Source organism: Candidatus Chloroploca mongolica (genome assembly GCF_004762035.2).
Lineage (GTDB): Bacteria > Chloroflexota > Chloroflexia > Chloroflexales > Chloroflexaceae > Chloroploca > Chloroploca mongolica.
Genome location: NZ_SIJK02000002.1, coordinates 1 through 24,251, shown reverse-complemented (window position 1 = coordinate 24,251; position 24,251 = coordinate 1). Strand labels below are relative to the sequence as shown.

The 24,251-nt window shown below is 59.0% G+C and carries 23 protein-coding genes and 2 pseudogenes; 6 read left to right on the top strand and 19 right to left on the bottom strand.

Annotated features, from left to right (window positions below; all coding sequences use genetic code 11):
- Positions 1 to 170: 170 nt before the first annotated feature.
- The 12 genes from EYB53_RS01565 to EYB53_RS01510 all read right to left on the bottom strand — a co-directional run bounded on the left by EYB53_RS01565 (position 171) and on the right by EYB53_RS01510 (position 12,490).
- Positions 171 to 944 (bottom strand): thioredoxin family protein, encoded by a 774-nt coding sequence (locus EYB53_RS01565; RefSeq protein ID WP_167857201.1) that lies wholly within the window; start codon positions 942 to 944, stop codon positions 171 to 173.
- Positions 945 to 968: 24 nt separating this feature from the next.
- On the bottom strand, positions 969 to 1,166 hold the full coding sequence (locus EYB53_RS01560) for a hypothetical protein (RefSeq protein ID WP_135476034.1): 198 nt from the start codon (positions 1,164 to 1,166) through the stop codon (positions 969 to 971).
- Positions 1,167 to 1,248: 82 nt separating this feature from the next.
- Positions 1,249 to 1,605 carry a four helix bundle protein gene (locus EYB53_RS01555; RefSeq protein ID WP_135476032.1) on the bottom strand — a complete coding sequence of 119 codons (357 nt, stop codon included), beginning with the start codon at positions 1,603 to 1,605 and terminating at the stop codon, positions 1,249 to 1,251.
- A gap of 12 nt (positions 1,606 to 1,617) precedes the next feature.
- Complete coding sequence (locus tag EYB53_RS01550; RefSeq protein ID WP_135476030.1) at positions 1,618 to 3,054, bottom strand: DNA-processing protein DprA; 1,437 nt, start codon at positions 3,052 to 3,054, stop codon at positions 1,618 to 1,620.
- 80 nt (positions 3,055 to 3,134) lie between these two features.
- The gene (locus EYB53_RS01545) at positions 3,135 to 5,729 is read right to left on the bottom strand and encodes a RecQ family ATP-dependent DNA helicase (protein ID WP_135476028.1); all 2,595 of its coding nucleotides are present in this window, start codon (positions 5,727 to 5,729) and stop codon (positions 3,135 to 3,137) included.
- Positions 5,730 to 5,731: 2 nt separating this feature from the next.
- The gene (locus EYB53_RS01540; protein WP_135476026.1) at positions 5,732 to 7,642 is read right to left on the bottom strand and encodes an ATP-binding protein; all 1,911 of its coding nucleotides are present in this window, start codon (positions 7,640 to 7,642) and stop codon (positions 5,732 to 5,734) included.
- 24 nt (positions 7,643 to 7,666) lie between these two features.
- Positions 7,667 to 8,842, bottom strand: coding sequence for a hypothetical protein (locus tag EYB53_RS01535; RefSeq protein WP_135476024.1), 1,176 nt, complete (start codon positions 8,840 to 8,842; stop codon positions 7,667 to 7,669).
- Positions 8,843 to 9,053: 211 nt separating this feature from the next.
- Complete coding sequence (locus EYB53_RS01530; protein ID WP_167857200.1) at positions 9,054 to 9,791, bottom strand: ImmA/IrrE family metallo-endopeptidase; 738 nt, start codon at positions 9,789 to 9,791, stop codon at positions 9,054 to 9,056.
- A complete protein-coding gene (locus tag EYB53_RS01525; protein WP_135476020.1) occupies positions 9,784 to 10,182 on the bottom strand; it encodes a hypothetical protein in 399 nt (132 codons plus the stop codon). Before EYB53_RS01525 ends, EYB53_RS01530 begins: the two co-directional genes overlap by 8 nt.
- Positions 10,172 to 10,813, bottom strand: a complete 642-nt coding sequence (locus EYB53_RS01520; RefSeq protein ID WP_135476018.1) for a sigma-70 RNA polymerase sigma factor region 4 domain-containing protein — start codon at positions 10,811 to 10,813, stop codon at positions 10,172 to 10,174. The genes EYB53_RS01525 and EYB53_RS01520 overlap by 11 nt, the downstream gene beginning before the upstream one ends.
- Positions 10,814 to 10,839: 26 nt before the next feature.
- Entirely contained in the window at positions 10,840 to 12,021 is a 1,182-nt protein-coding gene (locus EYB53_RS26860; RefSeq protein WP_205712555.1) for a class I SAM-dependent methyltransferase, read from the bottom strand.
- 271 nt (positions 12,022 to 12,292) lie between these two features.
- Positions 12,293 to 12,490, bottom strand: coding sequence for a hypothetical protein (locus tag EYB53_RS01510; RefSeq protein WP_135476016.1), 198 nt, complete (start codon positions 12,488 to 12,490; stop codon positions 12,293 to 12,295).
- A gap of 305 nt (positions 12,491 to 12,795) precedes the next feature.
- Here EYB53_RS01510 and EYB53_RS01505 point away from each other — a divergent pair, with 305 nt between their 5' ends.
- Positions 12,796 to 13,155, top strand: a complete 360-nt coding sequence (locus EYB53_RS01505; protein ID WP_135476014.1) for a type II toxin-antitoxin system HicB family antitoxin — start codon at positions 12,796 to 12,798, stop codon at positions 13,153 to 13,155.
- On the opposite strand, the gene EYB53_RS01500 is transcribed toward EYB53_RS01505, so the two are convergent.
- The 7 genes and pseudogenes from EYB53_RS01500 to EYB53_RS01475 form a co-directional block, all read right to left on the bottom strand.
- Positions 13,152 to 13,592: a type II toxin-antitoxin system VapC family toxin gene (locus EYB53_RS01500; RefSeq protein WP_135476011.1), complete on the bottom strand. Its 441-nt coding sequence runs from the start codon at positions 13,590 to 13,592 to the stop codon at positions 13,152 to 13,154. The two genes, EYB53_RS01505 and EYB53_RS01500, sit on opposite strands and share 4 nt — an antisense overlap.
- Positions 13,592 to 13,861 carry a hypothetical protein gene (locus EYB53_RS01495; RefSeq protein ID WP_135476009.1) on the bottom strand — a complete coding sequence of 90 codons (270 nt, stop codon included), beginning with the start codon at positions 13,859 to 13,861 and terminating at the stop codon, positions 13,592 to 13,594. The genes EYB53_RS01500 and EYB53_RS01495 overlap by 1 nt, the downstream gene beginning before the upstream one ends.
- A gap of 225 nt (positions 13,862 to 14,086) precedes the next feature.
- Positions 14,087 to 14,866, bottom strand: coding sequence for a hypothetical protein (locus tag EYB53_RS01490; RefSeq protein ID WP_135476007.1), 780 nt, complete (start codon positions 14,864 to 14,866; stop codon positions 14,087 to 14,089).
- Positions 14,863 to 15,711, bottom strand: coding sequence for a hypothetical protein (locus EYB53_RS01485; protein ID WP_135476005.1), 849 nt, complete (start codon positions 15,709 to 15,711; stop codon positions 14,863 to 14,865). The genes EYB53_RS01490 and EYB53_RS01485 overlap by 4 nt, the downstream gene beginning before the upstream one ends.
- Positions 15,712 to 15,998: 287 nt before the next feature.
- Positions 15,999 to 18,998, bottom strand: a complete 3,000-nt coding sequence (locus EYB53_RS01480; RefSeq protein ID WP_209949567.1) for an NBR1-Ig-like domain-containing protein — start codon at positions 18,996 to 18,998, stop codon at positions 15,999 to 16,001.
- A 42-nt stretch (positions 18,999 to 19,040) separates the two neighbouring features.
- Positions 19,041 to 19,130, bottom strand: a pseudogene (locus EYB53_RS25480) (hypothetical protein); the annotation flags it as partial.
- 47 nt (positions 19,131 to 19,177) lie between these two features.
- Entirely contained in the window at positions 19,178 to 20,026 is an 849-nt protein-coding gene (locus EYB53_RS01475; protein ID WP_167857199.1) for an RCC1 domain-containing protein, read from the bottom strand.
- Positions 20,027 to 20,199: 173 nt separating this feature from the next.
- Between EYB53_RS01475 and EYB53_RS01470 the strand changes: the two genes are divergently transcribed.
- From EYB53_RS01470 to EYB53_RS01450, 5 genes and pseudogenes are all read left to right on the top strand, one after another.
- On the top strand, positions 20,200 to 21,006 hold the full coding sequence (locus EYB53_RS01470) for a serine integrase family protein (protein ID WP_135475998.1): 807 nt from the start codon (positions 20,200 to 20,202) through the stop codon (positions 21,004 to 21,006).
- Positions 21,006 to 21,461, top strand: a complete 456-nt coding sequence (locus tag EYB53_RS01465) for a PIN domain-containing protein (RefSeq protein WP_135475996.1) — start codon at positions 21,006 to 21,008, stop codon at positions 21,459 to 21,461. Before EYB53_RS01470 ends, EYB53_RS01465 begins: the two co-directional genes overlap by 1 nt.
- A 142-nt stretch (positions 21,462 to 21,603) precedes the next feature.
- Positions 21,604 to 21,969 carry a hypothetical protein gene (locus tag EYB53_RS01460; RefSeq protein ID WP_167857198.1) on the top strand — a complete coding sequence of 122 codons (366 nt, stop codon included), beginning with the start codon at positions 21,604 to 21,606 and terminating at the stop codon, positions 21,967 to 21,969.
- Between the two features lie 366 nt (positions 21,970 to 22,335).
- Entirely contained in the window at positions 22,336 to 23,982 is a 1,647-nt protein-coding gene (locus EYB53_RS01455) for a hypothetical protein (protein ID WP_135475991.1), read from the top strand.
- Positions 23,979 to 24,251: pseudogene (locus EYB53_RS01450) on the top strand (hypothetical protein); the annotation flags it as partial. The gene EYB53_RS01455 and the pseudogene EYB53_RS01450, both read left to right, overlap by 4 nt.

Genomic DNA, 24,251 nt, shown 5'->3' with positions numbered 1-24,251 from the left:
CCAGCGAACTGGCCTCGTCGCCGAGCCACCCTACCGTGCAACGAAGCTCACGCGAAGGCGCGAAGGCGCGAAGGGTTCGCGCACCTCCGCGAAAACCTTTGCGCCGTTGCGCCGTTGCGTCAAAAGAACCACCTTCGTTGCACGGTCGTGCGCCGAGCCATGCGTGCCCGTTATGCTGCCGCGCCCCCAGCCCGCAGCTGAAGGAGCAGGTGACGCGGCAGTTCCGGTGTCTGATGCAACGCGAGACTGGTGACGTGGCGCTCGCAGACCGCGCCGGCGTCGCCATATCGATAGATCCACAGGCCGCGCGGCGCGGCGATGACAAACGAGGCGAGGGCCAGGCTGTGCGCATAGGTTGCGGCCTGCGTGACGGCCTGCCGGAGCTCCTGGGCATGCCTGATCTGCCGTTTGCTCTCGATCAGGGTCACGGGCGGGCTCGATGGATGCTCGTAGACCAGCAGATCGATCCGGCCACGGTGTGCGGTGGGGTGGCTCGGCAGCACACACGGCACCTGACGCTGAACCGTGAACCCCCACTGCGCGAGCAACGGGATGATCACCGCCGTTTCAAACCGTTCTTCGCACGGGCTCCAGCGCGTGTCGCCGCTCACCGCACCGTGGCACACCTCGTCGGCAAGCACCTGAACCAACCCCTCCGGGATGAACCCAACGACCTGACCCTGGCGCTCACCGTGCTGGAACACCCCCAGCGTTGGGGAGGCCACGATGCCATACTGCTCAGCGAGCAACGGGGCATCGTCAAGCAGCACCGTTGCGACCCGGAGCTGTCCCTGGAACGCGACCGCGATGCGCGTCAGGATCGGCAGCAAAGCGCGACGGGCAGGACACGTGCGCACGCCAAAACAGACGAGCACCGGGCAATCGGCCCGGAGGATCTGCCGGGCAAAGGTCACTTCGGTCGTTGCAACCAGCGTCGTGTCCATCAACTCCTCCCAGCGCATCGGACGTTACGCGTCCACGCCATATTTCGCGGCCAGCCGGCGTACCGTGGTGACATTGCGTATCGTCGCTGACATCCCAAGGGCCTGCTCCAGGCGCGCGCCCGAGAAGGTCGAAGCACTGACCTTAGATAAAAGATAAAAGATGAAAGATGAAAGATGAAAAATGAAAGCGGAAAGCGGAAAGCGGAAAGCCAGAGCGATCATTGGTTTACGAAGCGCTTGATGCTGGTGACAAAGAGACCGATCAGCTCATCAGATGAAAGCGGAAAGCGGAAATCTAGGGCGATCACTGGTTTGCGAAGCGCTTGATGCTGGCGACAAAGAGACCGATCAGTTCATCGGTTTCTTTCAGGAGTTCGTCACAGCTTTCAACATCACAATACGTGCGCAGCTTGAGCAGCGCAAGCCAGGCGTGAGACTCTTGCAACTCTTGCAGACAGAGGCCCTGCTTCGCGATCTTCTCGGCAACACTTCGTGCCCGCGTGCTTTCGGCGTGATTCGCCATCACTGACGTCGCTGAGCGCCCCAACTGATTCGCAAGAATGGAGGCCGATCGTGCATTGGGCAATCTATCCACCACATCAAGGATCTTGTTTGCATACACAAGCGTTCGGCGCTGCACATCGACATCCCACTGTTGCATGGGCGTTCCTTTTCAGCTTGCAGCATTCCCTTGATAGTCATTTTGGTCAAATAGTGGTAGTGGCTGCAAGGTGGAATTTGTCGCGACATATCGGACAGGCTTTTGTAACTTTTTCAGGCTTCCCTGTTCGATAGCACGGCGGAGCCATGTCTGGGCCTGCTTCAGCTCGAGCTGGAACAGTTCAGCCACCTCACGGTCAGTCCGGGGTGTTGCGAGGGCTTGCTTGAGGTAGGGCCACACGATCCCAAAGAGATCGTACTCGTCTCCATTCGTGACAACTGGCTGTTGCTTCAGTTTCTCGACCAACTGAGAGGTTGCCTCAGCGATTTCAGACGATGTGAGCGAAGATTCTGCCTCAATGTTTGTTGCAGGGAAGCCCTCGGCAACCGCAGGCAGTTCTGCTAAGCTCTGGGTGTTCAGTGCGGCATCCTCCTCGGTCTGTATCGGTACGGCTTCTGATATCGCCATGGTAGGCTGGAGGGGGAGACCCATATTGCTTGCAAGCTCCCGTCCGTCGAGCCAATCGTCGACGCTTACCCGACGGTCAAGCACGCCGCGATCGACGCTGTACCCCCCAAGCTCGATGAGGCGGCGATTGCCCGCGAGCTGCGGCGTTTCGTTGCGCACGAAGAGCGGCACCCATCCGTGCTTAAGGTTTTCAGTCGCACCGTTCCATGTACCGCCCTTCTCTAACGTAGCACTCACCACGAGGGCGAGATCGCTGAGGGCGTAGATCGCCTTGTTCCGATTCATCGCATTGCCTGTGTTGAACCCAGCGTCAGGATCAAAGGGGGAAACGAAGACCAGCAGGCCCTCTCGGATCGCGGTGCGATATTTCCGTGTGACCGCAGCACGTGCCAAGCTATCGGCCAGGACGCCGATAACAACGCCCTCGGACTCGATGGCGGCATCCATCGCAGTGCTGTCCACGCCACGGGCTCCACCTGAGATGACCGGAACCCCTTGCCTGCTACAGGCCAGCGCAGCCGAGCGGGCGAAGTCAAGCCCACCCTCGTCGGCGTCGCGTGAGCCGACAATCGCGAGACCGCCTTGCTCGAGTAGGAGGCGCTCGCCGACACCGTAGAGGATCGGTGGTGCCTGCCTCCCCAGGCGGCTGCGCAAGGCACGGGGATAGTCCGGGTCGCTCCGGCTGATGATCCAGAGCCCCTTATTCGTCCAGGACTCGACGGCCAGCGCGAGTGCGCCCCCCCGCGAGACCAGGCCTTCGACACGACGTCCCAGGGGCAATGTTGCGCCAGCCGCCTGCACACGGTTAAGTCCCTCAGGTTGGAGCAAATCGGCCGGACGTAGCTGCTCGCGCTGCAGCCACTGCGCAACCTGGTTGTACTCACCCTGGGTGAGGGGTGCCTCACGCGCACGCGACTGGCCAAGACTGCCACAGAGGAGCAGGATGGCCTGCGTATCGGGTGTGAGCACATGACTAGTCATTGTGGTAAACTCTCCTCGCATCACAAACCGTTCTGCGCTTCATTGTACCTCCCTTCCGTGCAGGAGAAAAGCGCTTGCGCCTATCCTGGCGATGGCCTACGTTCATCGTCATCGGCAAGCACCTGGGCAAGCGCGAAGGGATAAACCGATCCGCTGCCAGCTTCGCGCAGCAGCGCTGCAAGAATGGTGAACGTCCAGCCTGAATCAACGATATCGTCGACCAGGAGCACCGGCTTGGCAAGATGTGACCAGGCATCAATGGTGAATGCGCCTGCGAGGTTGTGCGCCTGCTGGTAGCTGTTGCGCATCAATTTCTGTGACTCGGTCGGGCGAATGCGCCGCACCACGGGGACGAACGGCAAGCGGAGCACCTGAGCCAGCCGTTGGGCGAAGTCAGCGACCAGGGTAGGGTGGCGCTGCGACGGGACGCACGTGACCCAGGTTGGCATTGGATCTGGGTGCCAGCGCTGCGTGATTAGCTCAGCGGCGCCCTGAACCAATTCGTCGGCGAACCTCCCATCACGCTGCTTACCCTTGCGGACGAGCTCCCCCCAGCCCGTATCACCCCAAAGACAGAGGGTGCGACCCTCCTCCGCCTGAAAATGGACTGGAATGTTACCCTTCCAGCCATGTGGCACAACCAATGCCTCGCCGGGCCACTGCTTGCGTGGCTCGATGCGCTGGTTGAGGTGCCGCAAAAAGTCTTCGGCCTGAGTAGCCAGGGACACCGAGTGGGAAGTGGGCAGAAGTGGTTGCCCAACACAACTCGCACAGCGGCCGCACTTGGACACAGCGGGATCGTCCAACTCGCGCCCCAAGAAGCGCATCAGACACTCGTGGGTATGAAGGTACGCATACATCCGCTGTTGCTCTTCGCGTCGCTGGCGAATAATTCGCTGAATCCGCTCCTGGTTGGGGACATAGTTGATCGGGTTGAGATGCCAGCCGTCGTGCTGCTCACTCACCGGCGAAGGGGTCTCGACCGAAAGGAGCTTGAGTATATGCTTAATATGTGACCGTCGCAGATTCAGGCCTTGCTCAAGCTCTTTGATTTTCAATCCGTGATCGGTCGCTTCGAGCTGTGCCAGCACAGCAGCGATGTGCTCCTCGGGTTCGAACGCCGTAGCGATGAAGTAGTCTAGGATCTCATCATCGTCGTCACCGCTCAACATGATCCCATAGGCGTGCTCGATCGCACGCCCGGCGCGGCCAACCTGCTGGTAGTAGTGGACGACCGAGCCGGGGCGATGAAAGTGGATAACGAAGCCCATGTCGGGCTTGTCGAAACCCATCCCCAAGGACGATGTTGCCACCAACGCCTTCAGTTGATTGTCGAGCAACTGCGCTTCGAGTGTCACGCGGCGATCGTTCTCCACGTCTGCGTGATACGCCTCAGCCGCAATACCCTGCATCTGCAGCCACGCGGCAATATGCTCGGTGTCCTTCCTCGTGAGCGCATAGATAATGCCGTTCCCTGGCATCTGCGGTAAGTGCTCGGCGAGCCAGGCCAACCGGGTCGCCTGACTGGGCAGATGAATGTTCTGGAGCGAGAGGCTCGTTCTGATTAACGGCCCACGGATGACCTGTACTTCAGTACCGAGCTGTTCGACCACATCGCGCACGACACGCTCGTTGGCGGTTGCGGTTGTGGCGACGACAGGGATCGTGCTTGGGAGCGCCTGGAGGATGCGCACGATGCGCCGGTAATCAGGGCGAAAGTCATGTCCCCAATCCGAAATGCAGTGGGCCTCGTCGACGACAAAGAGACCAATGCTGGCGGCAATCGGCAGCAGGTAGCGTTCACGGAAGGTCTCGTCCGCGAGTCGCTCGGGCGAGATCAGCAGCACGTCGATCTGGTTGGCGTGGAGCCGTGCAAGCACCTGATCCCAATCATCTTTGTTGGTGGAGTTAACCGTCTCGGCTCGCACACCAAGCCGGTCTGCGGCAAGGATCTGGTTGCGCATAAGCGCCAGCAGCGGCGAGATAAGCAGAGTCGGCCCGGCCCCGCGCTCGCGGAGCAGCCGGGTAGCCATGAAGTAGACAAGGCTCTTGCCCCAGCCGGTTCGCTCAACAACGAGCAGGCGGGCGCGATGAACGACAAGTTGCTCGATAGCCTCCCACTGCCCCGGCCGAAATTCGGCTTGTGGACAAGCGAGCGCCGTGCGCAGGAGAGCCAGGGCATGAGTGAAGGTATCGTCACCGATGTTGCTGCCATACTGTGCTGCGACGTGCGCATACGCCCGGTTAGCCGCCGCATGCGCAGCCGCATCGACGCGCTCATAACGCTGATCACCGGTACGACCCTTCACCGAGCCAAGCTCCAGCGTATGCCGTCCGATGGCGGCGCTCAGCCGCTCCCAGACCGCACGGTTCGTCCTGGGGAGTGCGCCACCATCAAGCAAGCATATGAGACCATCGCGAACATAGGTTGAGTCGCACCGCAGCACCACATGACAAGGACGTTTCAGCGCTTCCAACGCAGCAGCAACCGCAACCAGTTCCATCACCTTGGTGGTCGTCTCCGTGGGCTCCTCGCCATCAATCAGCCGTTCATGGGTGCCATATTCCAGCAGCGCGGCCCAGCCTCCTGGCCCAGGGTCGCTGCGAGTTGCCCCATCAGTGGTGATGGTGACGGTAGCTAACGATAACCTATGAGCTTGTGAATCGTCATTCATGGTTAATCTACCATTCTCAGCTTGCACGGTGTTGGGTCAATCGCAACCAGGAGTGGTCGTGCCATACTCGTCATCGAGACGATGGCCTGACCAGGAGCCAGGCTTGGCAGCCGTGACCAGAGCCCCTCATCAATGCCGCCGATCGAACGCTTGAGGCGGCTGATCACACCGGCATCGGAGATCTTGTGCAGGATAAAGTTGTTGATCAGGCCCAATACCTCATCGGGCAAGTGCTGCGGCAATTGTGTAACAAAAGCGAGCCCAAGCCAGCGTTTACGCCCACGGCGGGCGATCCGGGCGACCTGCTGAAAGAGGACGGGCATTTGTTTGATCCGCTCTGCCGAAAGAAACTCGTGGGCTTCCTCAATGACAACCATCGTGCGGCCTGGTTCTTGGCGCGACTTCTCGGCCTGGGTATAGTTCTCATCCTGCTGCTGCTGGATGCCGCGCAGGATCTCGGCGATCACGAGGTTATTGATCCGGGGCGAGTCGGTATCGCTGAGGTCAATGATTGAGACCTGGCCCGGTGTCGTGAGTTGCGTGTAGTCAAGGGGGTTCGCCTCAGGGTTATCGAAGATCTTCAAGCGGCGAATCCGGCCAAGCTTGCCCTGAAGCGCACGCCAACTGATCGCATTACCGGGCAGCGAGCCTTCAGCCTTCTTGCTACTTGCTCCACTACTAGCACCAATTGCTTTCTTGATCGCAGGAAGAACCTGATCTTTTCGTTCACGAAAACCATTGGCATAGAAATCAATGCCGTCTTCGGCTTTGTCAACCAATTGAGCGCAAGCGGCGATAACATCGTAGATGTGGGCGAGGGTCATGCGCGGATAGCCCTCCTCCATCTCATCAAGCTCAACGAACTGTTCCGTGTCTTCACCCTGTTGAGGAGAAATCTTGAGATCTTGAAGGACCCGTTTGGTCACATCATAGGCCCGCAAGTAGCGTTCCTCTTGGGCACTACTTAGTTCCAAGAGTTCCATAACAAGATAGGGGGAGAGCCGCTCAAACCGTAGGCAGAAGGTGGTTCGGGGGCGATGCTGTGGATTGGTTGTTTCACGCCCAAACAGATGATACAGATGGGTGCGCTGTACACCCTCTGGCTTGAAATCTCGCCGTTCGAGCGCAGCTTTCATGTTCTTGTCAGTCGTCTCTTCGTTGATCATCGTGTACTCACCTTCGGTGTCGATCAGTACCGTGGCAATGCCAGCCTTTTGGAAGCTGTTGATCAGGCCCGAGACAGTCGTAGACTTACCACCACCAGTGGTCCCAAGGATCCCGAGATGGCGCGGCAGTACCGACTTGCGATCAGCAGGAATGTTCACCTGAAGCGCTTCGTGGCCAACCGCCAACCCGAGCGGAATGTCGCCCTGCACTTTAAGAACTGCCTCGGTCTCTGCGCTATCAAGGGCAAAGACCGGGCTGTTTGGCAAGGGACGGAAGCGCGGCGGCATCAGCACCCCATTGACCTCTTCGCCGAGCAACTCTACGTGGACGCGACCGTGAAACTTCGGCATAAAGATGCCACCCTTGACTGTCGTCGTTACCACGATCGGTGCATCACCGCGGATCCCGTCGGGTTCTGCGAAAGGTCCTTCAATGACCACACCCAGGTAAGAGCGCCCGTCCTGAATACTCATAATCCGCACCAGCGACTGCGCTGGTACCAACTCCATGCTCTCGCGAGGCAGCAACACGATGAGGCTGTTGTCTTTGCTCGAAGGCGTATCGAACATCGTGCGTCCGACCGAACCTTCATACGCCGCTGGTTCTTTCCACTCACCGCCCGCCGCTTCAGCATCGGCATCAATTGAGTGAAAGACATCGGAAGGCGGAGCAGAGAAGATGTCGTCTCCATGGCTGTCAGTCGCAACACCGTTCTCGTTCAGCGCATCAAAGCTGAGCTGGTTCATCCACACTTCCTTTCTACGAGAAGCCTACGCCCGCGTCATCCGCTCATTCAGGAAGCGGAACGGCTCGCCAGCATGGGCATACGCCATTTGAACGACATTGTTGAAGATATCGTTACCGAAGGTCGTCCGACAGATCGTATCGGCGAGATCGATCAGCATCGGGAAGCCCCGGTGCTCTTGCAAGACACTATCAGCCATGGCGATCAGTGCGGCCTCGTGGACAAAATCGGCATGGGCAAAGAACAACTGGGGCGGAGCCGCACTTGAAGTACGATAGATTCCAAACAAAATGTGCGGCCCAACCTCGTAGCAGAAATCACGAACCTTACGGGCATATTCTTTACTGTAATGACCACCCCGTCCGCCGTCCTTGCTCTCAACAACGTGCAGCATCTTTTGGGTATGTGAGTCAATGATCAGGTATTCGAGCGGGTCAAGCGCCTGACCAAGGGTCATCCACTCACGCGCACGTGGGGCACTGGGCACAAAGAGGATTTTGCGGTGCTGGAGGATCAATTCACGCAAAATCTCCATACTCTTCTCAAGCAACTGCATACTGCCCGAACCAGTGAGCAGATCATAGGGCGTCGGATCGCCATGCCCCATCTTCCAGATGGCCGTTGACTTCTTGGTCAAAATGGCGCGTTCGGCATAGGTCATAATGCCACGACGCGCCAATTCACTGAGTTTTCCGCGCTCATCGTTATCGGTATTCCCACGTTGCCCACGGTTGTCTAACAGCGCCATCAGATCGTCTAACGCATTGCCAGTACTGGCACGCAGATCGCGCCGGTAGAGGCGCTGGGCCCAGGAACCCTGATCACCCTGGTACGAGACCAGGCACACCCCGATCTGGGTAATGGTGACTGGCAGGGTGTCATGTTCGACCCGTGTGCCATCACAGGCCTCGACCGCACCATTGAAAAGGAGCGAGCGATGGACGCGGCGCAGATCATCAAGGGTCGCACGGTAACACCCAGCGGCAGCAGGTGCGTTCGGGCGTGTGCGCAAGCGGGGAAAGAGTTCACGCCGAATGGTTGGGCGCTGAGCCTGCTCAAACGCAATCCCACTCGTCACTTCGGCCTCTATGCGTTCATATAAGCCTTCGAGATCACCTCCTGTTTGCCACGCATCAATATTAAGGGTGGCACTGAGCTCTTCACCATAGGCAGCAGCAAAACTTTCATCGTCAACAACCAAAGCATTTTCATTCATTTGATATGGCGCAGACCCTGATGTATGTACCATTTCGTCCTCCAGAGCAGTCATGCTCGTCGTACAAAGTTGCTTCTTCTTCTTCTTCTTCCGCGATCCTTACAAATGTGCGACTCGTCTAGAAGACGACTCTTCAGCCTTATTTACGTTGTATCCCGATCACTCATTTGTTCCGCAGCGATGAGCGAAGTGCGACTCAGATCCCAAACCACTCAGCCAACGATGGTTTGGAACTCTGTTTTACAAGGGAGGTACCATAGGCACGCGCTACAGCGCGTGGGAAACCATACTGCTGTTCCAATAGTTCAGTTAGTGCTCGTGTTCGCTCAAAGGGCGTGCTGGCAATGGTTGTTGCGGAAGCCAGCACATGAGTGGCGGGGGCAAGCAATTCGAGCGCAAGCCGGTCGGCACGATCCTCCGCACGCAGGATGGCCGTCTGATCAATACTCCCGGAGGCAGTTCGTGGCATCATATCCTGATAGAAACCGAGCTTGACCCGCCCTAAGAGCGCATGAATACGTTCGTCTGTCGTTGGCGCACGCTCGCCATTCAGCACTGGCAAGATCGACTCGCCCAGCCGTGCAAGGGCCTCCTGCCGTGGCTCAAGATAATCGAGCAGAAAGTGCGCCACTTCATGCGCCACGGTAAAGCGTTGCTCGGCAGGGGGATCATTGGGATCAATGAAGATCAAGCCATGACCCCGTGCAGCCACGATGCAGCCGCACAGGGCGCGATTTTGGCAGAGAAAGCGGTAGGGTACGTTGCGTTCGGCAAACCAGCCTTCGACCTTGAGCATATCCAGCGCTGGAAGGGTGATCACGCCGAGTGGAAAGGGACGGCTGATCACGGAAGCAAGATCGCGTGGGAGCGCCAGTGGTTCGCCAACAGCCTCCCAGAATTGTTCTGCTGCACGTTCGAGCCAAGGTTCAACCATGTTGGCCCTCCTCATCGATTGCCGCAGGTTCTTCATGGTCGCGTGCTGCGCGCAGCATGCCCATGCCATCATACGCAACCTGCACCTGTTGCTGGATGGCTGCGAGGGCATCAACCTGCCTGATGATCATTGCCAACTGGTCGCCTCGGAGGTTGAAGCGTTGCGCCAGTTGATCAACATCGGCCATGAACTGGGTCTGCTCAGTAGCTGGCCGACGACAGAGGGCCAGGCGCAGCATATCAGCCAACTGACAATCAAGCAGGGTCGCTAGCGCCGCATCATCGAGACGATTGGCCTGCCGGTATGCTGCGAGTACACTGGCAAGAAAGAAGGGCTGTTGTTCAGCGCGGCGAGCTGCTCGCGCCAGTGCATTCGACACGTTACTGCTCATTGAAGGTTGCTCCCCGCCGCTTCAGCATCACCCGAAGCCGGTCTTTGGCCTGCTTGACACGACGCCGCTGCTCAGCAGGCGGTCGATCAGTGATGCCAAGGACGCGCGCAAAGGCTTCCGTCTTGCGCTCTCCCCCCATCATCAAGAGGACAACCTGCCAGTCTTGTGGATTTGTGATCGCGGCACGCAGGTGAGCAATGAGATCCGCTTCATCAGCGCCTTCAGGCAATCCATCGGGCACCAGCTTGCGTATGATCAATCCTTCTACATCACTATTCCCATCTGGATGGTCGTGTGCGACAGGATCGAACGTTTGCTCACGGTTGAGACGGCGACGCTCTTTCTTCCAAGCATTTCGCAGGTCACCGAGGGCATCCATAACAAGATAGCTCCAGAGCGTACCACGCTCGGGATGAAAACGCGTGGGATCCTGAACCAAGCGGAAGAGCGAGTCGGTGACCGTATCAATGACGAGGTTGGGATCAGGTAGGCTGGGGAAACGGTGCTTTAATGCGGCAACGAGTGGCTCAAGGAGTAGTTCGATCAAATCGGAGGGCGCATCAGGCTCGCCAGCAAGAACGCGCTGGTACGTGCGATCAATCGCTTCAGTTGGGGGACGAGATGCAGGCACAATGCCCTCCACCAAGACGTTCCAGATCATGCACGATCAAAAGTGAGCACAACCTCCTTCCGCATACGACGCTCAATGCTCGATGCAGCATGAGCCGTCGGTGGCGGAAGATAGCGACGAGCATCGGGGAGATCTCGATCATAGTGATCTATCAACGCAAGACCAGATTCTCTTGCCAACATCAAAACTGCTTCCGAATTGCGGACAAAGACACCTTGCACACATGAGTTGCCTAGTACAAAGACCGCTCGGCCTCCGGCTTTCAACACGCGATGGATCTCACCCATCATCGCTGCAAGGTCAAGCACATAGCGCTCGAAGATCCGGTGTTGACGAGGTGGCAACTGATTGGTCATTCCCATGTGCCGTATGACACGAGCCGCAAGCTTTGTGTCTACGTGCGGGTCTGGGGCACGCTCAGCACCGATGCTGCCTGAGCGAATGGAGCGAATGCTGCCAACACGATGGCCGAGCCATACGAGCGCAAGGCGATGGCCGCGTAAATAATCAATCGCATTGAGATATGGCGGTGAGGTGATGACTGCGTCAACTGAGCCGTCAGCAAGGGTGAGTTGACGTGCATCACCAAGGCCAATCTGGGCTTGGCCATGGGGTGGTTCTTGCTCAAACCGTTTTACCAGGTGTCTCGTAGCCCGTAAAAACCCATCATACACATCATAGGTATTGTGCTCAAATGCGCGATGTGGACGGCTATGTGATACGTCGCGTGCCAATGATGCACCACGATTTTTTGTAATAATAGTTCGGCTCAGCGCAATACGTAGCGCATCTCCCTCAGAACAACGCATATCGGCCAATAGACAGCCCAGGCGTCGTAATTGGGTGCATTGAGATGGCGCAAACCAAAATTGAATAAATTGATTTGTCTCAACATCCTCGTCAATCCAAGCCAGTGAGAGGTGTTCTTCGCGCAACATACGCGCTGACTCAACAAGACCCTCGGCAAACGTCAGCAGATGTTGTGGATGAACTGGGGTTGTCCATACCCGTGCCATCAGCACCGCCAGGGGATCAACATCTCTTCCAATGGCGTAATGACCAGCATCAGACGCTGCTCGCACAACGGTACCCGAACCCATCATCGGATCAAGGACAACCGAACCAGCGGGTAACTGTTGAATGTGTTCCAGGACGATTGAAGGTGCCATACGGGCGGGAAATGGGTGAATTGGCTGCGGAATACGCATATCAGTTCTCAAAAAACAGGGATCCATCATTCTCTAGCGCAAGAAATGATGGCCAGCACAGAGCAGAGCAGCGACGTACGTAACGGTCAACATATCTGAATACGGGGCAAACCATCGTGTGATTTCGCGATCATGTATTGGAACGCCGATCACGATGGAAGGCGATCTGAGCAACAGAAGCGACTGCTCACACTTAGTATAACCTATTGAGAGAACCACTGCATTACCGTTGAGCAATCTGGCAAAAAAGCATCTTTTCGTAAGCACGAAATCAAGATGTCTCTTCAATATTTTCCGTTTTAGCCCCGCCTACGCCGAGCACCTCTTCGCGGGCGTTGCCAGCGTCGGTGCGCTGCTCGCCGTTGGCCTCACCGGGCGCTGCATCCAACGAGACGAGCAGCGTCGCCGTGCCGCCAACGAGCGCTGGCAGCGTCAGGTCGCCCGCTGGCAGCAGGCTTGGTACTGCCACCGCTGTCACGTCGCTTTCGTCGCCGGGTCGACGGAGGCGGTGGTGCCCGAGCAGTTTGGGCGGCTGTTCAGAACGTAAAACGTAGAACGCAAAACGGGGCGCATGAACCAATACTTTGCAAAGAAGCTCACGCGAAGGCGCGAAGGGCTCGCTCTCCTACGCGAAAAACGTTGCGCCTTTGCGCCTTTGCGTCAAAACAATCGCCTTCTTTGCAAGGTATTGGAGCATAGACAACACGTAGTTGTCTGAACGATGATTATTGTGTCGGTACATGTGTGCGTGTGGTATCCTATCTGCAGATGACGATGAACGAAAGGTCTACCCCGATGACGATGTATGTCTTGATTGAACACCACCCTGAAGGTACGATCACGGCCTCGCTGATCGGCTGGCCTGCGATCACCGCCCAGGGTGGCACGGAGGCGGAGGCCTTGCATGCGCTCCGGCGTTCATTTGCTGCGCAGCTTGGTGATGCGAAAATCATCCCGCTTGAGTTTGAGGAAGCACGACCGTGGCTCCAGACGGCAGGCATGTTTCACGACGATCCTTTCCGTGACGAACTTGATACGGTGATGGCTGCATATCGGCGTGAGCGTGAGCGCACGGATGCGGGCACCATCTCACGCGCCCGTGCGTTGCGTGATTGCGCACCGTCGTGCGGTTAGGCCGCATCAGGATCCAGTTCGGCCAGCGCCTCCGTGGGCGTCAGGGCTCGCACCACGAGCGCGGCACGTTCGCGCTGTTCACGGTCAAGCGTGACCAGCGCACACCCATAACGACGGGCCACCGCCACATAGACCGCATCCGCACCACGCAGCGCACGATCCGCAGCGAGTTCAGCCGCTTCGTATGTGATGGCCGCATCAAGTGGCACAAACTGGATATGACGCAAATCCCGCAAGAGGTCAACCTCCAATCGCGCCCGCATCGGATCACGGAAGCTGCGGCTGAGCGCTCCCGCAATCTCTGGCAGGACAAGGAAAGGCACAATGATCGTCGTCATGCGCTGATAGAGGTGCGCCATCAAGGCGTGACACGTCGCATGCTCAGGATCGTTGGGTGAAGCGTCACGCACAAAGATGTTGGCATCGAGGGTGTCCATCACTCACTGATCCTGCCTTCAAGGAGATCCGCCCGGTGCTGGCGATCACGCTCAAGTTGCTCGGCTGGGCTGGGCGAGACTGGCCCGAGACGCCCAAATTCTTCACGCAGCTGCGCCAGGCGATCCCAGGCCTCACTGGAACGACGGCCTGCATCACCTGGCTCGACAATCAATTCCTGAACAACCTGGGACACCAAGCGCGCACGGGCTGGGCGGTCAAGCCGCCGGATCAGCGCAAGGGCCTGCTCATATTCAAGAGTCTCGATCATGCCACCCTCCTCTCTCCGTCATCGGTCATCGATCAATCATCCGCGCTTGCCTCCGCATAGCTTGATTCTACACGGTTTCGGCAAAAGATCAATCTCGTGCGACTGAGGCTCAAGCGGTCGGCGTTCAAGCCCTGGACGAATGGATATGTGCGCGGCACGGGGCGCTGAGCCAAGGGGGCAGCGGGCAGGGGCTGGTGCGTTTCGCACATCAGCCCCTGCCTTGCGTTAGCGCGTGCGCACCACGATGGGCAGGTAGACGGTGTTGTTCGCGGTAACGCTGAGGCTACTGACCGCACTGGTTTGCACGTTGCCACTTTGGTCGGTGGCGACGAGTTGGTAGAAGAGTTCGCCACTGAAGCCGTTGCTCTGCGCGAGGCTGGGCAGCGTCCTCAGGTCGAGGCTGAATTGGTGCTCGAAACGGTATTCGGGATCGCTCAGGCTCAACGTCAGGTTGTTGGCACTGAAGCCGTAGCGCACTTCACCACGCGCATAGCTATCGTTTTGCCAGCGAAAATCGATCTGTTGCTCACCAGCGACCGCTTGCGGGTTACTAATCTGTGGCGGCACCGTGTCCTTGATCGCCGCCACCGGAAAAGCTAAGGCGTGGTGCTGGATCGTGTTGGCAGCGTTGACATTGGTGACGAAGGCCGCCGCTTGCAACGGTTCATCGAGGGCCTGATTGTAGCTCAAACCGACTTGGCGCAGCGCATTGGCGTAGTTCACATTGATCCCAAAGCGCGTCTCCGCCAGCGGCGCGTTCAAAGCGTTGGTATAGCCCAAAGGCGTTTGACGCAGGTCGTCGGCGTAGTTGACGTTCACGACAAAGCGCGCCGCGCTCAAGGGGGTGGCCAAAGCGGCGGCACTGGGCAGATCGCTACTGCGCACCGTGTCGGCGCCATCGACGACGATCCCGCCGCCTTGGGCGGGAAGCCGCGCCGGTACGGCAAACAGCAGCAGCCCCAGCCCCAGCCAGATGCTGAAGAAGGAGAAGATGCGCTGTTTCATTGGCTCTCGCGGTAGATCAGAACGAGGACGGCGCTGCCAGTAGTGGTGCCAATCGAGAAGGTTTGAGGGGTACCCAAGGCGAGTTGGCCGGTCGTCAAGGTGCCCCAATCTTCAGGATTAAACCGATTGTCGATTGTCGAAATGACCGTACCATTCAAACGGAAAGTGTTTGAACAGCAACCCGAAACGTGCGACAGATTCCAACTGATCTGATCGTAGATGAACTGGTCAGAGAGCGTCACCGTAAACTCATCACTGCCTTGGCCATAATCACCGATCAGCATCAACTTGGTCGCATTTGGGAACTGGAAATGGTAGTAGTTGGCGCTCTGGGCGTTCGCGCCAGTCACCCCGGCGATGCGCTGGAGCACCAATTCGAGCTTGGTGCCAACCGAGGTGCCGCCGCTGTAGTTGCGCCAATCGACGCTCGCGCTCGCCGGTTTTTCTTTCGGATCATAGACGACGATCCAGCCATCGCTGTGAATAAAGGCTTTGGCATCGGCATATTCGGCGTAGTCGTTAAGCGGCGAGATCGAGCCACGAATATAGGTGTCCGTCGCATCCTCAATCGTGCGGAATAAACCGCGCAATGAACTATTCGTCAGATTGATCGTCGTAGGCGCTTTGACATAGAGCGCCAGCCCAGCCTCACGTTGAATATCATTCGCGAGCACCTGATCGAGCCCAACCTGCCCTTCGGCAGCGGCGGCGGAACGGACAAAACTTGGGGTTTGGAGCGCAAGCGTGGCTTGACCAGCCACCTCACCCGGTTCAAACAACGGGAGGGCAAAGAAACTCAGCGCAACCACGACGGCGAACAGGCCTAAGCCAAAACGACGTAGCATAACGCTGCTCAGCACATCGCCGGCGCTCAACGCCGCGGTGAGCCTGCTCGCGCTGGAGGCGACGGCGTAGCGGGGAGCCAACGCGTTTCACTGCATGACGAAGGGCCAGTGCCCGACGGCGCTGGCCCTTTTTTTTGCTGAACTTTAGCACTATGCACTGATTGGTTCGGTCGTTTGGATGAAGTTACAACCAGACGAGAATAGCATAGCTTATGGTTTCCCACTCGTGGAGATAACGACTATGAGAAATGAGTGATGGCCGAGACAATGGGGTGATCGTGATTGGGTCAGGAGCGCCGAACGAACGGTAAATAAACCCGCTGGATCGGAGACGCGCCCTCAAAGTCGTTGGCCTGGTAATTCAACCCGTCCACCAAGGGCTGCTCATCTACCATCAACTGCGCCCCCTCTGTCTTGACGATCTGTGCTACCACGCGATACGGCCCATTCACGCCACTAGCAAGAATCTCACCACCCACAAAGCTAAACCTGAGGGTATGATCTCCAACTGCCCAGGTCACCTGCGTACGGGCGAGGGCGATCACTCGCCCACTGGCATCCTGAAGCGTTGCTAGGCCGGCGTAGTCGCCAGCGATCGCTGCCGTGTATGGCACGGTTAGCTCAAGCGCTTCGTAGCGCCCATTGCCATCACGGTCAACCGGGGTCACTATCGCTGCGCCGCGGCGTTGCACGCCACTGGCCTGCACGGTAATCAGATCGTCGAATTGGCGGGCGAAGGGCGTCGTGGTGCTGCCGGTCGCAGTCACCGTGAACAGGTGCGGGCCAGCTTCTGCCGGGGCGGTCAACTGACCACTGTAAAGCCCCGGTGCCGTGCGGGTGAGCGTTACCACGTGCGTCGCTTGTGTGGTGGGCAGAGTCACGCTCACGGTCGCTCCATCCACCGGCGTCGTGCCGTCACGCAGGGTCGCCTGGATGATGAACGACTGCCCTACCCCGACCGATGATGGTCGTTCCACTTCCAACGTCAAAGCTGATTGCAGGGCAGCAACGAGTGCGTAGGCGGTTTCGCTGATCACGTCGGTGGCGGCAATGGTTGCCACCCAACGCCCGGCAGGTGGGTTGGGCAGCCGGTAACTGACGATCGGTGGATCACCAGTCGTGGTCGGCTCGCTGTATTGGGCACCCGGCACAATCTGTACGGCGTTGGTTGGCGTGAGCAGCGTGCCATCCGGCGCGGTCAATGTCAAGCTGAGCTGTCCATCGCTAGCAGACAGCAGCACCATGGCTTCAGTCCCCTCAAGGTCAAGCGTAGCCGTGATGATCTCACCGCTGCGCAGCGTACCAAACTGCGTGGGCGTGAACGCAATGGCTTGTTGCGGCGCCTGGGCTGGCATTGCGTTTAGTACGGGTTCGCGCATGGTGCTGCAGGCTAAGGATGAGCGATGGCCGAGATAGGAAGCGACACACTCGTTAACCTTGACATCATCAGCGTACCACGGCTTACTGACGAAAGGAATGCCCCCATGAGACGAATCGCTATAGCGGCGCACAATATTGGTACCTTGAACAAGCAGATAATCATCGTGTAGCGGGCGTCCGGTGAAGGGTATACTGGAAGCATATTGATATTGGTAGCCGGTCGCGCTGCGAAAGCCAGCAATGCCGTCGTTCCGTCCCTCTGTAAAGTTCACAAATCCCAGCCAATCCGGGCCACCCGATCCTCCCATAAACAGGTATGGTACATCATGTCGTGGTGTATGCGCGATGTTAAAGAGCAACATCGCATCACTGCCAAGCTGGCATAAGCCGGGATTTGCCACACAAATGGCAACCGTCGCAAGTTGGGTATTCGGGTTCAAGATTCCAACGATTTTGATCAGCGTATTTAGATTGACGCCTACGTGGGGTGTGCCCAGCGTGATCAGCGCCTCGACATCTGGCTGGTGCTGGGAGCGATCGGCATTTTCGATGTAGGCACGACTGACCAATCCACCCATCGAGTGGGCGACGAGCAACACTTTGCCGTCACTATCATCACCGACCACTGAGGCAATTTGGGGCGCGAGGCAATCACGCGCCGCGTCTTCGGCGGTGGTCGTGTACCAGAAACTGGTCGTCCAGTTTGCTAGGTAGACCTCATAGCCAAGTTTGGTGAGCTGCTGTCCAACCAGATCCCAGCCCGGCACGTCGGCTTTTTCGCCGCTCGGATCACGCTGGTATGGCCCGACAAACTTTTCGATCTGACAATCGTACTTGGAGCGATCAGTCTCGAAGCCTTGCCAACCATGCACCATAATGGCAATCTTCCGTGAGGGTGGTGGTGTGATCGCTTGGCCCACGAAATCAAGTTCCTGCGCATCTGGCGGCAGGGTCACCAGCTTCGGTGCGCCGAAAGCATAGCCCAGGCGCATCGCAGTGAGTTGATAGTTGCCTGCTGGCATGTCGGCAAAACGATAGCTGCCATCAGCCGCACTCAGCGTGAAGGCAAACCGTGAACCGAATGCCGTAATCAACACGCCGCCAAGACCGCGATCAGCGGCGGTGACCCGCCCACTCACCGTGGCATTCGGGAGGGGACCAGGGCGCACCCTCACCTCAACCCAGAAGGCATCGCCAAAGAGGCCCTGTGGCCCCCGCAGCTTATAGGTTGCACGGTAGGTTCCCAGGGTTAGCGGTGCGGTGAACGTCGCTGAGACATCAATCGTCGCACCGGCCGCGCCGGAGACCGGGAAGGTCGCTGGGCCATAGTCGCCGCTGATGCGCTCGGCCTGGTAGCCGTTCCAACTCGCCGGGCCACAATTCAGGAGCCGCCAACGCTTCTCAAAGACCTGCCCCGGATTGACCACCGTGCCGTCGGGGTAGTTGCCATCGCTGACGAAGCGGGCGCAGGTTGAACCACCATCCCCAACAGGCTCCGCCACAGCAACCGGAACGGAGCTAAAGCCAGCCGTGCCGTCGCCAATCTGACCAAAGTTGTTATTGCCCCAACAACGGGCGCTCCCATCGTCCAGGACGGCGCAAGTATGTGAACGAGCGGTAAGGGCAGCCACGCCACTCAAGCTACTCACTGTCGTCGGTGTGAGCCAATCGGTTGTTGTGCCATCACCAAGCTGACCGTGATAGTTACTCCCCCAACAGCGGGCACCCCTGTCGGCAAGCAATGCACACGTATGATCATCGCCTGCTACGAGGGTAACTACACCACTCAGCCCACTTACGGTCACCGGAGTGAGGCGGTTGGTCATTGTGCCATCGCCAAGTTGGCCGTAGTAATTCTGACCCCAGCAATTGGCACTGCCGTTATCTAGCAATGCACAGGTATGCAAGCGACCTGCCGTAAGGGCGGCTGCACCAGATAGCCCGTTGACTACCACCGGTGTTCGTCTATAAGTAGTAGTACTATCACCAAGCTGCCCTTCCCCGTTTGCCCCCCAGCAACGGGCCGTACCATTGCTCATTAAGGCGCAGGTGTGCGCGGCACCAGCGGTGATCGCGACCGCACCGCTCAGTCCATACACAACGACGGGTGTTGGCCGTTCACGTTATTGCCCCAACAGCGGACTGTATTGTTGTTCAGCAGCGCACAGGTATGAGCACCACCTACGGCGAGCGCAATAGCACTGCTTAACCCACTCACCGTGACTGGCGTCAACCGCCTGATGGCCGTACCATCGCCAAGTTGACCGTTCTCGTTTGCACCCCAACAACGGGCCGTGCCATTGTTCAGCAGTGCACAGGTGTGGGTGTAGCCCGCCGCAATGGCACGTGCATCGCTCAGCCCGCTCACCACGACCGGCGTTAATCGGGTCGTCGTGCTACCATCACCGAGTTGACCTTGCCAGTTCGCGCCCCAGCAGCGAGCGCTGCCATCAGTCAGCAGAGCACAAGTGTAAGCGTTGCCTGCCGTAAGCGTAACTGTATTGAGCAGTCCACCCACGACCACTGGTGTCAGTCGATCAGTTGTCGTCCCATCGCCAAGTTGTCCATGTTGGTTCCAGCCCCAACAGCGCACGCTTCCATCATCCAGCAGCGCACAGGTGTGATAGTAGCCCGCTGCAATCGCAATGACGCCGCTCAAGCTACCCACTGCGACCGGTATCAGCTGCTTGGTCGTCGTGCCGTCACCAAGCTGGCCGTACAAGTTTGAGCCCCAGCAGTAGACCGTACCGTCGCTGCTCAAGCCGCAGGTATGAGTTCCACCAGCCGCAACTTGAACATAACTGACAGCCTGGAGCGTCGCCGCCGCCGGGGCTTCGTCCGGCGCGGCCGCAGCCTGGGGCACGCTCATCAGCGTCGTCGTGATTAGCACCAAGACGAGCAGCAGCATGGCAGAGCAGACAGCGGAGCGACGCATGGCACACCTCCGTTTGTATTGAGCTACGCGAAGCGTAACACATGCAAAAGCCATCTGTCAGCCCGTAAACCCTGTATTTTGCGTGAGCGATTCGCAACCATCGGTGGCTCAGCAAGGGTGATTCTCATTGTGATCACCTTCTGAACCCCCCAAGGAAGGAAGGTCAAGGGAGCATGGTGGCACACGCTACCTGGAGGATCTATTCTATCGCGGCCATCGCAATGATTATGTTCTGCGTTCTATGCTCTACGTTTTTATTGCGCCATCGCTTTCGTGCCCAGCAAGGCAAGTGGCGCGGTGGAAACATTCCGTATGGGGTTCTTCCTGACGGCCAGGGCTGGTTCATGCCTGATCCCGAGAGCTATGCGGTGCTGCTCTGGATCCTGGGCAAGCGTGGTGAAGGGCTAAGCTATCACACGATCACGCGCATGCTCAATGAGGGGATCGTGCTGGAGGAGGGAGCCAAGCGACAGGTTCCACCAACCCCAGGGCTGTTGATCTACCAGCGCCGGCCCTACCTGGAGCGCCAAGATCCGGAGACGGGCGAGGTCATCCATGTGCCCCGGCGGGTTCCCGCAGGAACCTGGATTGCCTTCACGGTGAATGAGATCTGCCAGCAAGCGGTTGAGAGGGTTTGCATACGTCTGTTCGTATGCTACAATAGTCACACTCCAGAGAACGTGAGGAGGAACATCGGGATGACAACATTTGATCACGTGCTGAAACTGGCCCGCGAACTGCCGCCAACCGATCAAGCCCGCCTACGGGCTGCGCTGCTCGAGGCGGAAGAAGCTGCCCGTGCCGCACAGATTGCCCGCAATCAGGCCGCGATTGCCATGCTTGATGCGTGGTCTGAAGCAACAGAAGCAGATGACGGCAGTGAGTCTTGGGACGCGATGCTCCAGCAGCTTGACACAGATCGCGAGTCAACCCGCAAGTTCTACCCAGACCGGCATACTCAAGCGACGGAGCGCACGTAGTGACCAGCGTGATCGTGTTGGATACCGGGCCACTGGGGATCATCACCAACCCGAACCAGACTCCGGACGTGGTGGCTTGCACTGCCTGGCTCCGCAGGATGCTGGCTAGTGGCGCACGCGTCGTAGTGCCGGAGATCGCCGATTACGAATTGCGCCGGGAGTTGCTGCGTGCTGGCAAGCAGCAAGGTCTGCGGCGCCTCGATACGGCGGGCCGCACGCTAGACTATGTGCCCTTGACGACGGCGGCGATGCGGCGTGCAGCTGAACTCTGGGCCGAGCTTCGCCGCCAAGGTCTGCCGACAGCCGCTGTGCGTGCTATCGATGCTGATGTTATTCTGGCGGCGCAGGCGTTGCTTACCTCTGTCGCAGGCGATACGCTGGTGGTCGCCACCACCAATGTTGCCCATCTCAACCGCATTGTGCCTGCCCAGCGCTGGCAGGATATTGTGCTCTGAGGCAAGGATAGCGAAGATGGGCAACCGCAAAGAGGCCGATCGCAGCAGGACTCGGTGCGGATGCTCAAACGAGATCGTAACCTGAACCCTTGCCTGTGCAGCCAAATCAGGTCAAACTCCCGGTATCGCAGCATCGCAGATCTTGGCGAGAGCGCAAGGAAGTTTTTTCGCACGAAAGTGCTACTACCTCGTAGACTTGCCTACCTCCGCGATTCCGCATCTTGATGCGGTGAAAGATGCGTCGCTCGTACGCCAACAGGCGCGACGACTCTTCTGGGCGATGGAGGATGTGGTCTACGGTTTCCTCCTGCGTCGTGGTTCTGCCCGCGACGAAGAGCGCCTTGACTTGCACTCGAGTCCTGTTCCTCCGCGTGCCCGCCAGTCCGATGCCACGCGCCGTCGTGGCTCGCGGTGGGTCGATTCGCTCTGCCCGCTTCCCCTGATGAGCCTCGGCCTGCTCCTCGCTCTCCTGGTAGGAGCCTCCTCGTTCCAACCCATCGACCGGTAGTTTCCTGCGGTTTCAGCTGATTGCGTTGGGCGCTCTGTCGCCGTACGCTCGTTCAGGCTGCGCCACTGGATGCTGCCGGTCGTTGTTGTTGCTGCAAGCCCAAGGAGGTTGCGATGCCACCGTAATACCAAACGAGGCAGGCTTCACAAACCAAAAGACCCTTCGACACTCGCCGCCAAGCATTGTCGAAGAGCCTTTGATGTGAGGCCGACCTGCGCTTTCCAGAGCGCAAAAAAAACCATTTCGCCCCCATTATACCACCTGCCTCCGGCACGGTGCAAGGGGATCATTGCTTGCCAACGACCTGGTTCACGCAACGTTATGCCGTGCGATCACCGATGGCACGGTTGCACATAGAGGTATTCCATGACAGTCTCTGCTGATCCGCGCCCACAGAACGGCGCGAACGATGGATCACCGGGGTTCCCCCGGCTCGGCGGTGACGAGCTCTTCGTCCCGGCTTCGCATGTCTTGATCATTGATCGCCAGGTGAGCCACCCGGCGTTTCGGCTTTGGTGTGTGCTGCACCGGCTCTGGTTTCTGCACGAGCCGCCGGTGATGGAGCGGTTGCAGACGTTGATGGGGACGCTGGGGCCGAGCAGCGCAACGAAGGAGGCGACCTGGCAGCCGGCGACCCGCCGGAGTATCGAGCGCTGGCTGACGGAGTTGGAGCAGGCAGGGTGGCTGATCTGGGCGCGCCGGGGTGACACGACACGCCGCTACCATTTGCGCACCCATGCCCGTAGCGCGACCGACACGGCGGTTCTGAGCGAGCTACGCACGCTGCTCAACTCGGGCAAAGCGACCCTGGCCGAGGTGCAGGCGCTGCTCAACCTGATGCCACCGCTCCCCGGCGATGCGACCTCAGCGTCGCATGGCGCACGCCCAGGAGCGCATTACGATGCGGAACAGACCAGCCTCGCGGCGGCTGATGCGACCCCAGCGTCGCATGGCGCACGCCCAGGTGCGCATCACGATGCGGTATTGACCTCCAACGCCGCACCTGATGCGACGCCAGAGTCGCATGGGACACGTTCGCGATCAACTCAGCAGGCGGTGTTGGTCTCACGTGCCCCATCTGATGCCGCGCTGGTGCCGCAGCGAGGCGATCACCCTCCAACCGCAGGGTCGGAAGGTGTGATGATCGGAGCGCTCCCGCTGGTCGGTCAGGGGGCCGATGCGACACCAGAGTCGCATGAGGCGACGGTAGGATCGCGGTCGCTGCCCGGCCAAGGGGTCGATGCGACGCCAGAGTCGCATGAGGCGATCCTGGGGTCGGATGATGCGACGCCAGAGTCGCATGAGGCGATCTTGGGGTCGTACGATGCGACCGTAGAGTCGTACGATGCGACCGTAGAGTCGCAGTCGGTGACTGGTCAGGGGGCCGATGCGACGCCAGAGTCGCATGATGCGATCCTGGGGTCGTATGATGCGACGTCAGAGTCGCATGATGCGATCCTGGGGTCGTATGATGCGACGCCAGAGTCGCATGATGCGACGCCAGGATCGCATGGTGGGCGCACGGAGGGCGTCCTGATGCGGCAAAAGAAGGCCCCTTATAATGAGATCAGAGAGAATCAGATCCATGAAGATCCCACACCACCACCCGCAGCGACCGGCACCCAGGCGGGGGATGAGGGGGGTGGGCTGACCGCTACGGAGCGGTATCTGATCCGCCAGGGCTTCAGTGTCAAAGCCGCCCGCGAGTTTCGTGCGCTCGACGATGCGACGGTGCAGGCCGACTTCGCGCGGCGGCGCACGTTGGGCCAGGGCATTGGCGCGATCGTGACGACCTGGCGCGTTGATCCCCCCCAGGCTGAGGCCCCCCAGACGGGGCTGCTCACGGCGCAGGCGGCAGCGGATGCGAAGGCTCAGGCGCTGACGCTGGCTCCGCCGGATGCGAGCGACCTGGAGATTCAGTACCTCGCGTTGGATCTGGAGGAGGGGCTTGCCCCGGCGGTGGCCCTGGCGCACGTGCAGGCTCGCCGCGCCGGAACCGGAGGTGCCGTATGAGCACGTCAACCGCTACGAAGCCCTGGCAGCGCGTCGGGATGCGGTCGATCGGCGGGACGACCTCCCTGCAGATGGAGCCGCCACCGCTGCCGCCCGATGTGTGCCCAACGTGCCGTGGGGCCGGCTACATGGTCGCCGATGTGCCCTACGGCCATCCGCGCTTCGCCGCGTTGATCGCCTGCTCGTGCAAACAGACCGAGCAGCAGCAGCGTCGTCCCCTATGTGCTAGACTACCTTTGGACACCATGCTCCCAAAAACCCGTTGCATG

What these genes read in the sequence shown, in the direction of transcription:
- EYB53_RS01475 (WP_167857199.1), bottom strand. Translation starts at nt 20,026, where the DNA reads ATGCGTCGCTCCGCTGTCTGCTCTGCCATGCTGCTGCTCGTCTTGGTG.
- EYB53_RS01490 (WP_135476007.1), bottom strand. Translation starts at nt 14,866, where the DNA reads ATGAAACAGCGCATCTTCTCCTTCTTCAGCATCTGGCTGGGGCTGGGG.
- EYB53_RS01540 (WP_135476026.1), bottom strand. Translation starts at nt 7,642, where the DNA reads ATGAACCAGCTCAGCTTTGATGCGCTGAACGAGAACGGTGTTGCGACT.
- EYB53_RS01485 (WP_135476005.1), bottom strand. Translation starts at nt 15,711, where the DNA reads ATGCTACGTCGTTTTGGCTTAGGCCTGTTCGCCGTCGTGGTTGCGCTG.
- EYB53_RS01530 (WP_167857200.1), bottom strand. Translation starts at nt 9,791, where the DNA reads ATGGTTGAACCTTGGCTCGAACGTGCAGCAGAACAATTCTGGGAGGCT.
- EYB53_RS01455 (WP_135475991.1), top strand. Translation starts at nt 22,336, where the DNA reads ATGACAGTCTCTGCTGATCCGCGCCCACAGAACGGCGCGAACGATGGA.
- EYB53_RS01545 (WP_135476028.1), bottom strand. Translation starts at nt 5,729, where the DNA reads ATGAATGACGATTCACAAGCTCATAGGTTATCGTTAGCTACCGTCACC.
- EYB53_RS01525 (WP_135476020.1), bottom strand. Translation starts at nt 10,182, where the DNA reads ATGAGCAGTAACGTGTCGAATGCACTGGCGCGAGCAGCTCGCCGCGCT.
- EYB53_RS01500 (WP_135476011.1), bottom strand. Translation starts at nt 13,592, where the DNA reads ATGGACACCCTCGATGCCAACATCTTTGTGCGTGACGCTTCACCCAAC.
- EYB53_RS26860 (WP_205712555.1), bottom strand. Translation starts at nt 12,021, where the DNA reads ATGCGTATTCCGCAGCCAATTCACCCATTTCCCGCCCGTATGGCACCT.
- EYB53_RS01560 (WP_135476034.1), bottom strand. Translation starts at nt 1,166, where the DNA reads ATGATCGCTCTGGCTTTCCGCTTTCCGCTTTCCGCTTTCATTTTTCAT.
- EYB53_RS01470 (WP_135475998.1), top strand. Translation starts at nt 20,200, where the DNA reads ATGGTGGCACACGCTACCTGGAGGATCTATTCTATCGCGGCCATCGCA.
- EYB53_RS01565 (WP_167857201.1), bottom strand. Translation starts at nt 944, where the DNA reads ATGGACACGACGCTGGTTGCAACGACCGAAGTGACCTTTGCCCGGCAG.
- EYB53_RS01555 (WP_135476032.1), bottom strand. Translation starts at nt 1,605, where the DNA reads ATGCAACAGTGGGATGTCGATGTGCAGCGCCGAACGCTTGTGTATGCA.
- EYB53_RS01550 (WP_135476030.1), bottom strand. Translation starts at nt 3,054, where the DNA reads ATGACTAGTCATGTGCTCACACCCGATACGCAGGCCATCCTGCTCCTC.
- EYB53_RS01495 (WP_135476009.1), bottom strand. Translation starts at nt 13,861, where the DNA reads ATGATCGAGACTCTTGAATATGAGCAGGCCCTTGCGCTGATCCGGCGG.
- EYB53_RS01505 (WP_135476014.1), top strand. Translation starts at nt 12,796, where the DNA reads ATGAACGAAAGGTCTACCCCGATGACGATGTATGTCTTGATTGAACAC.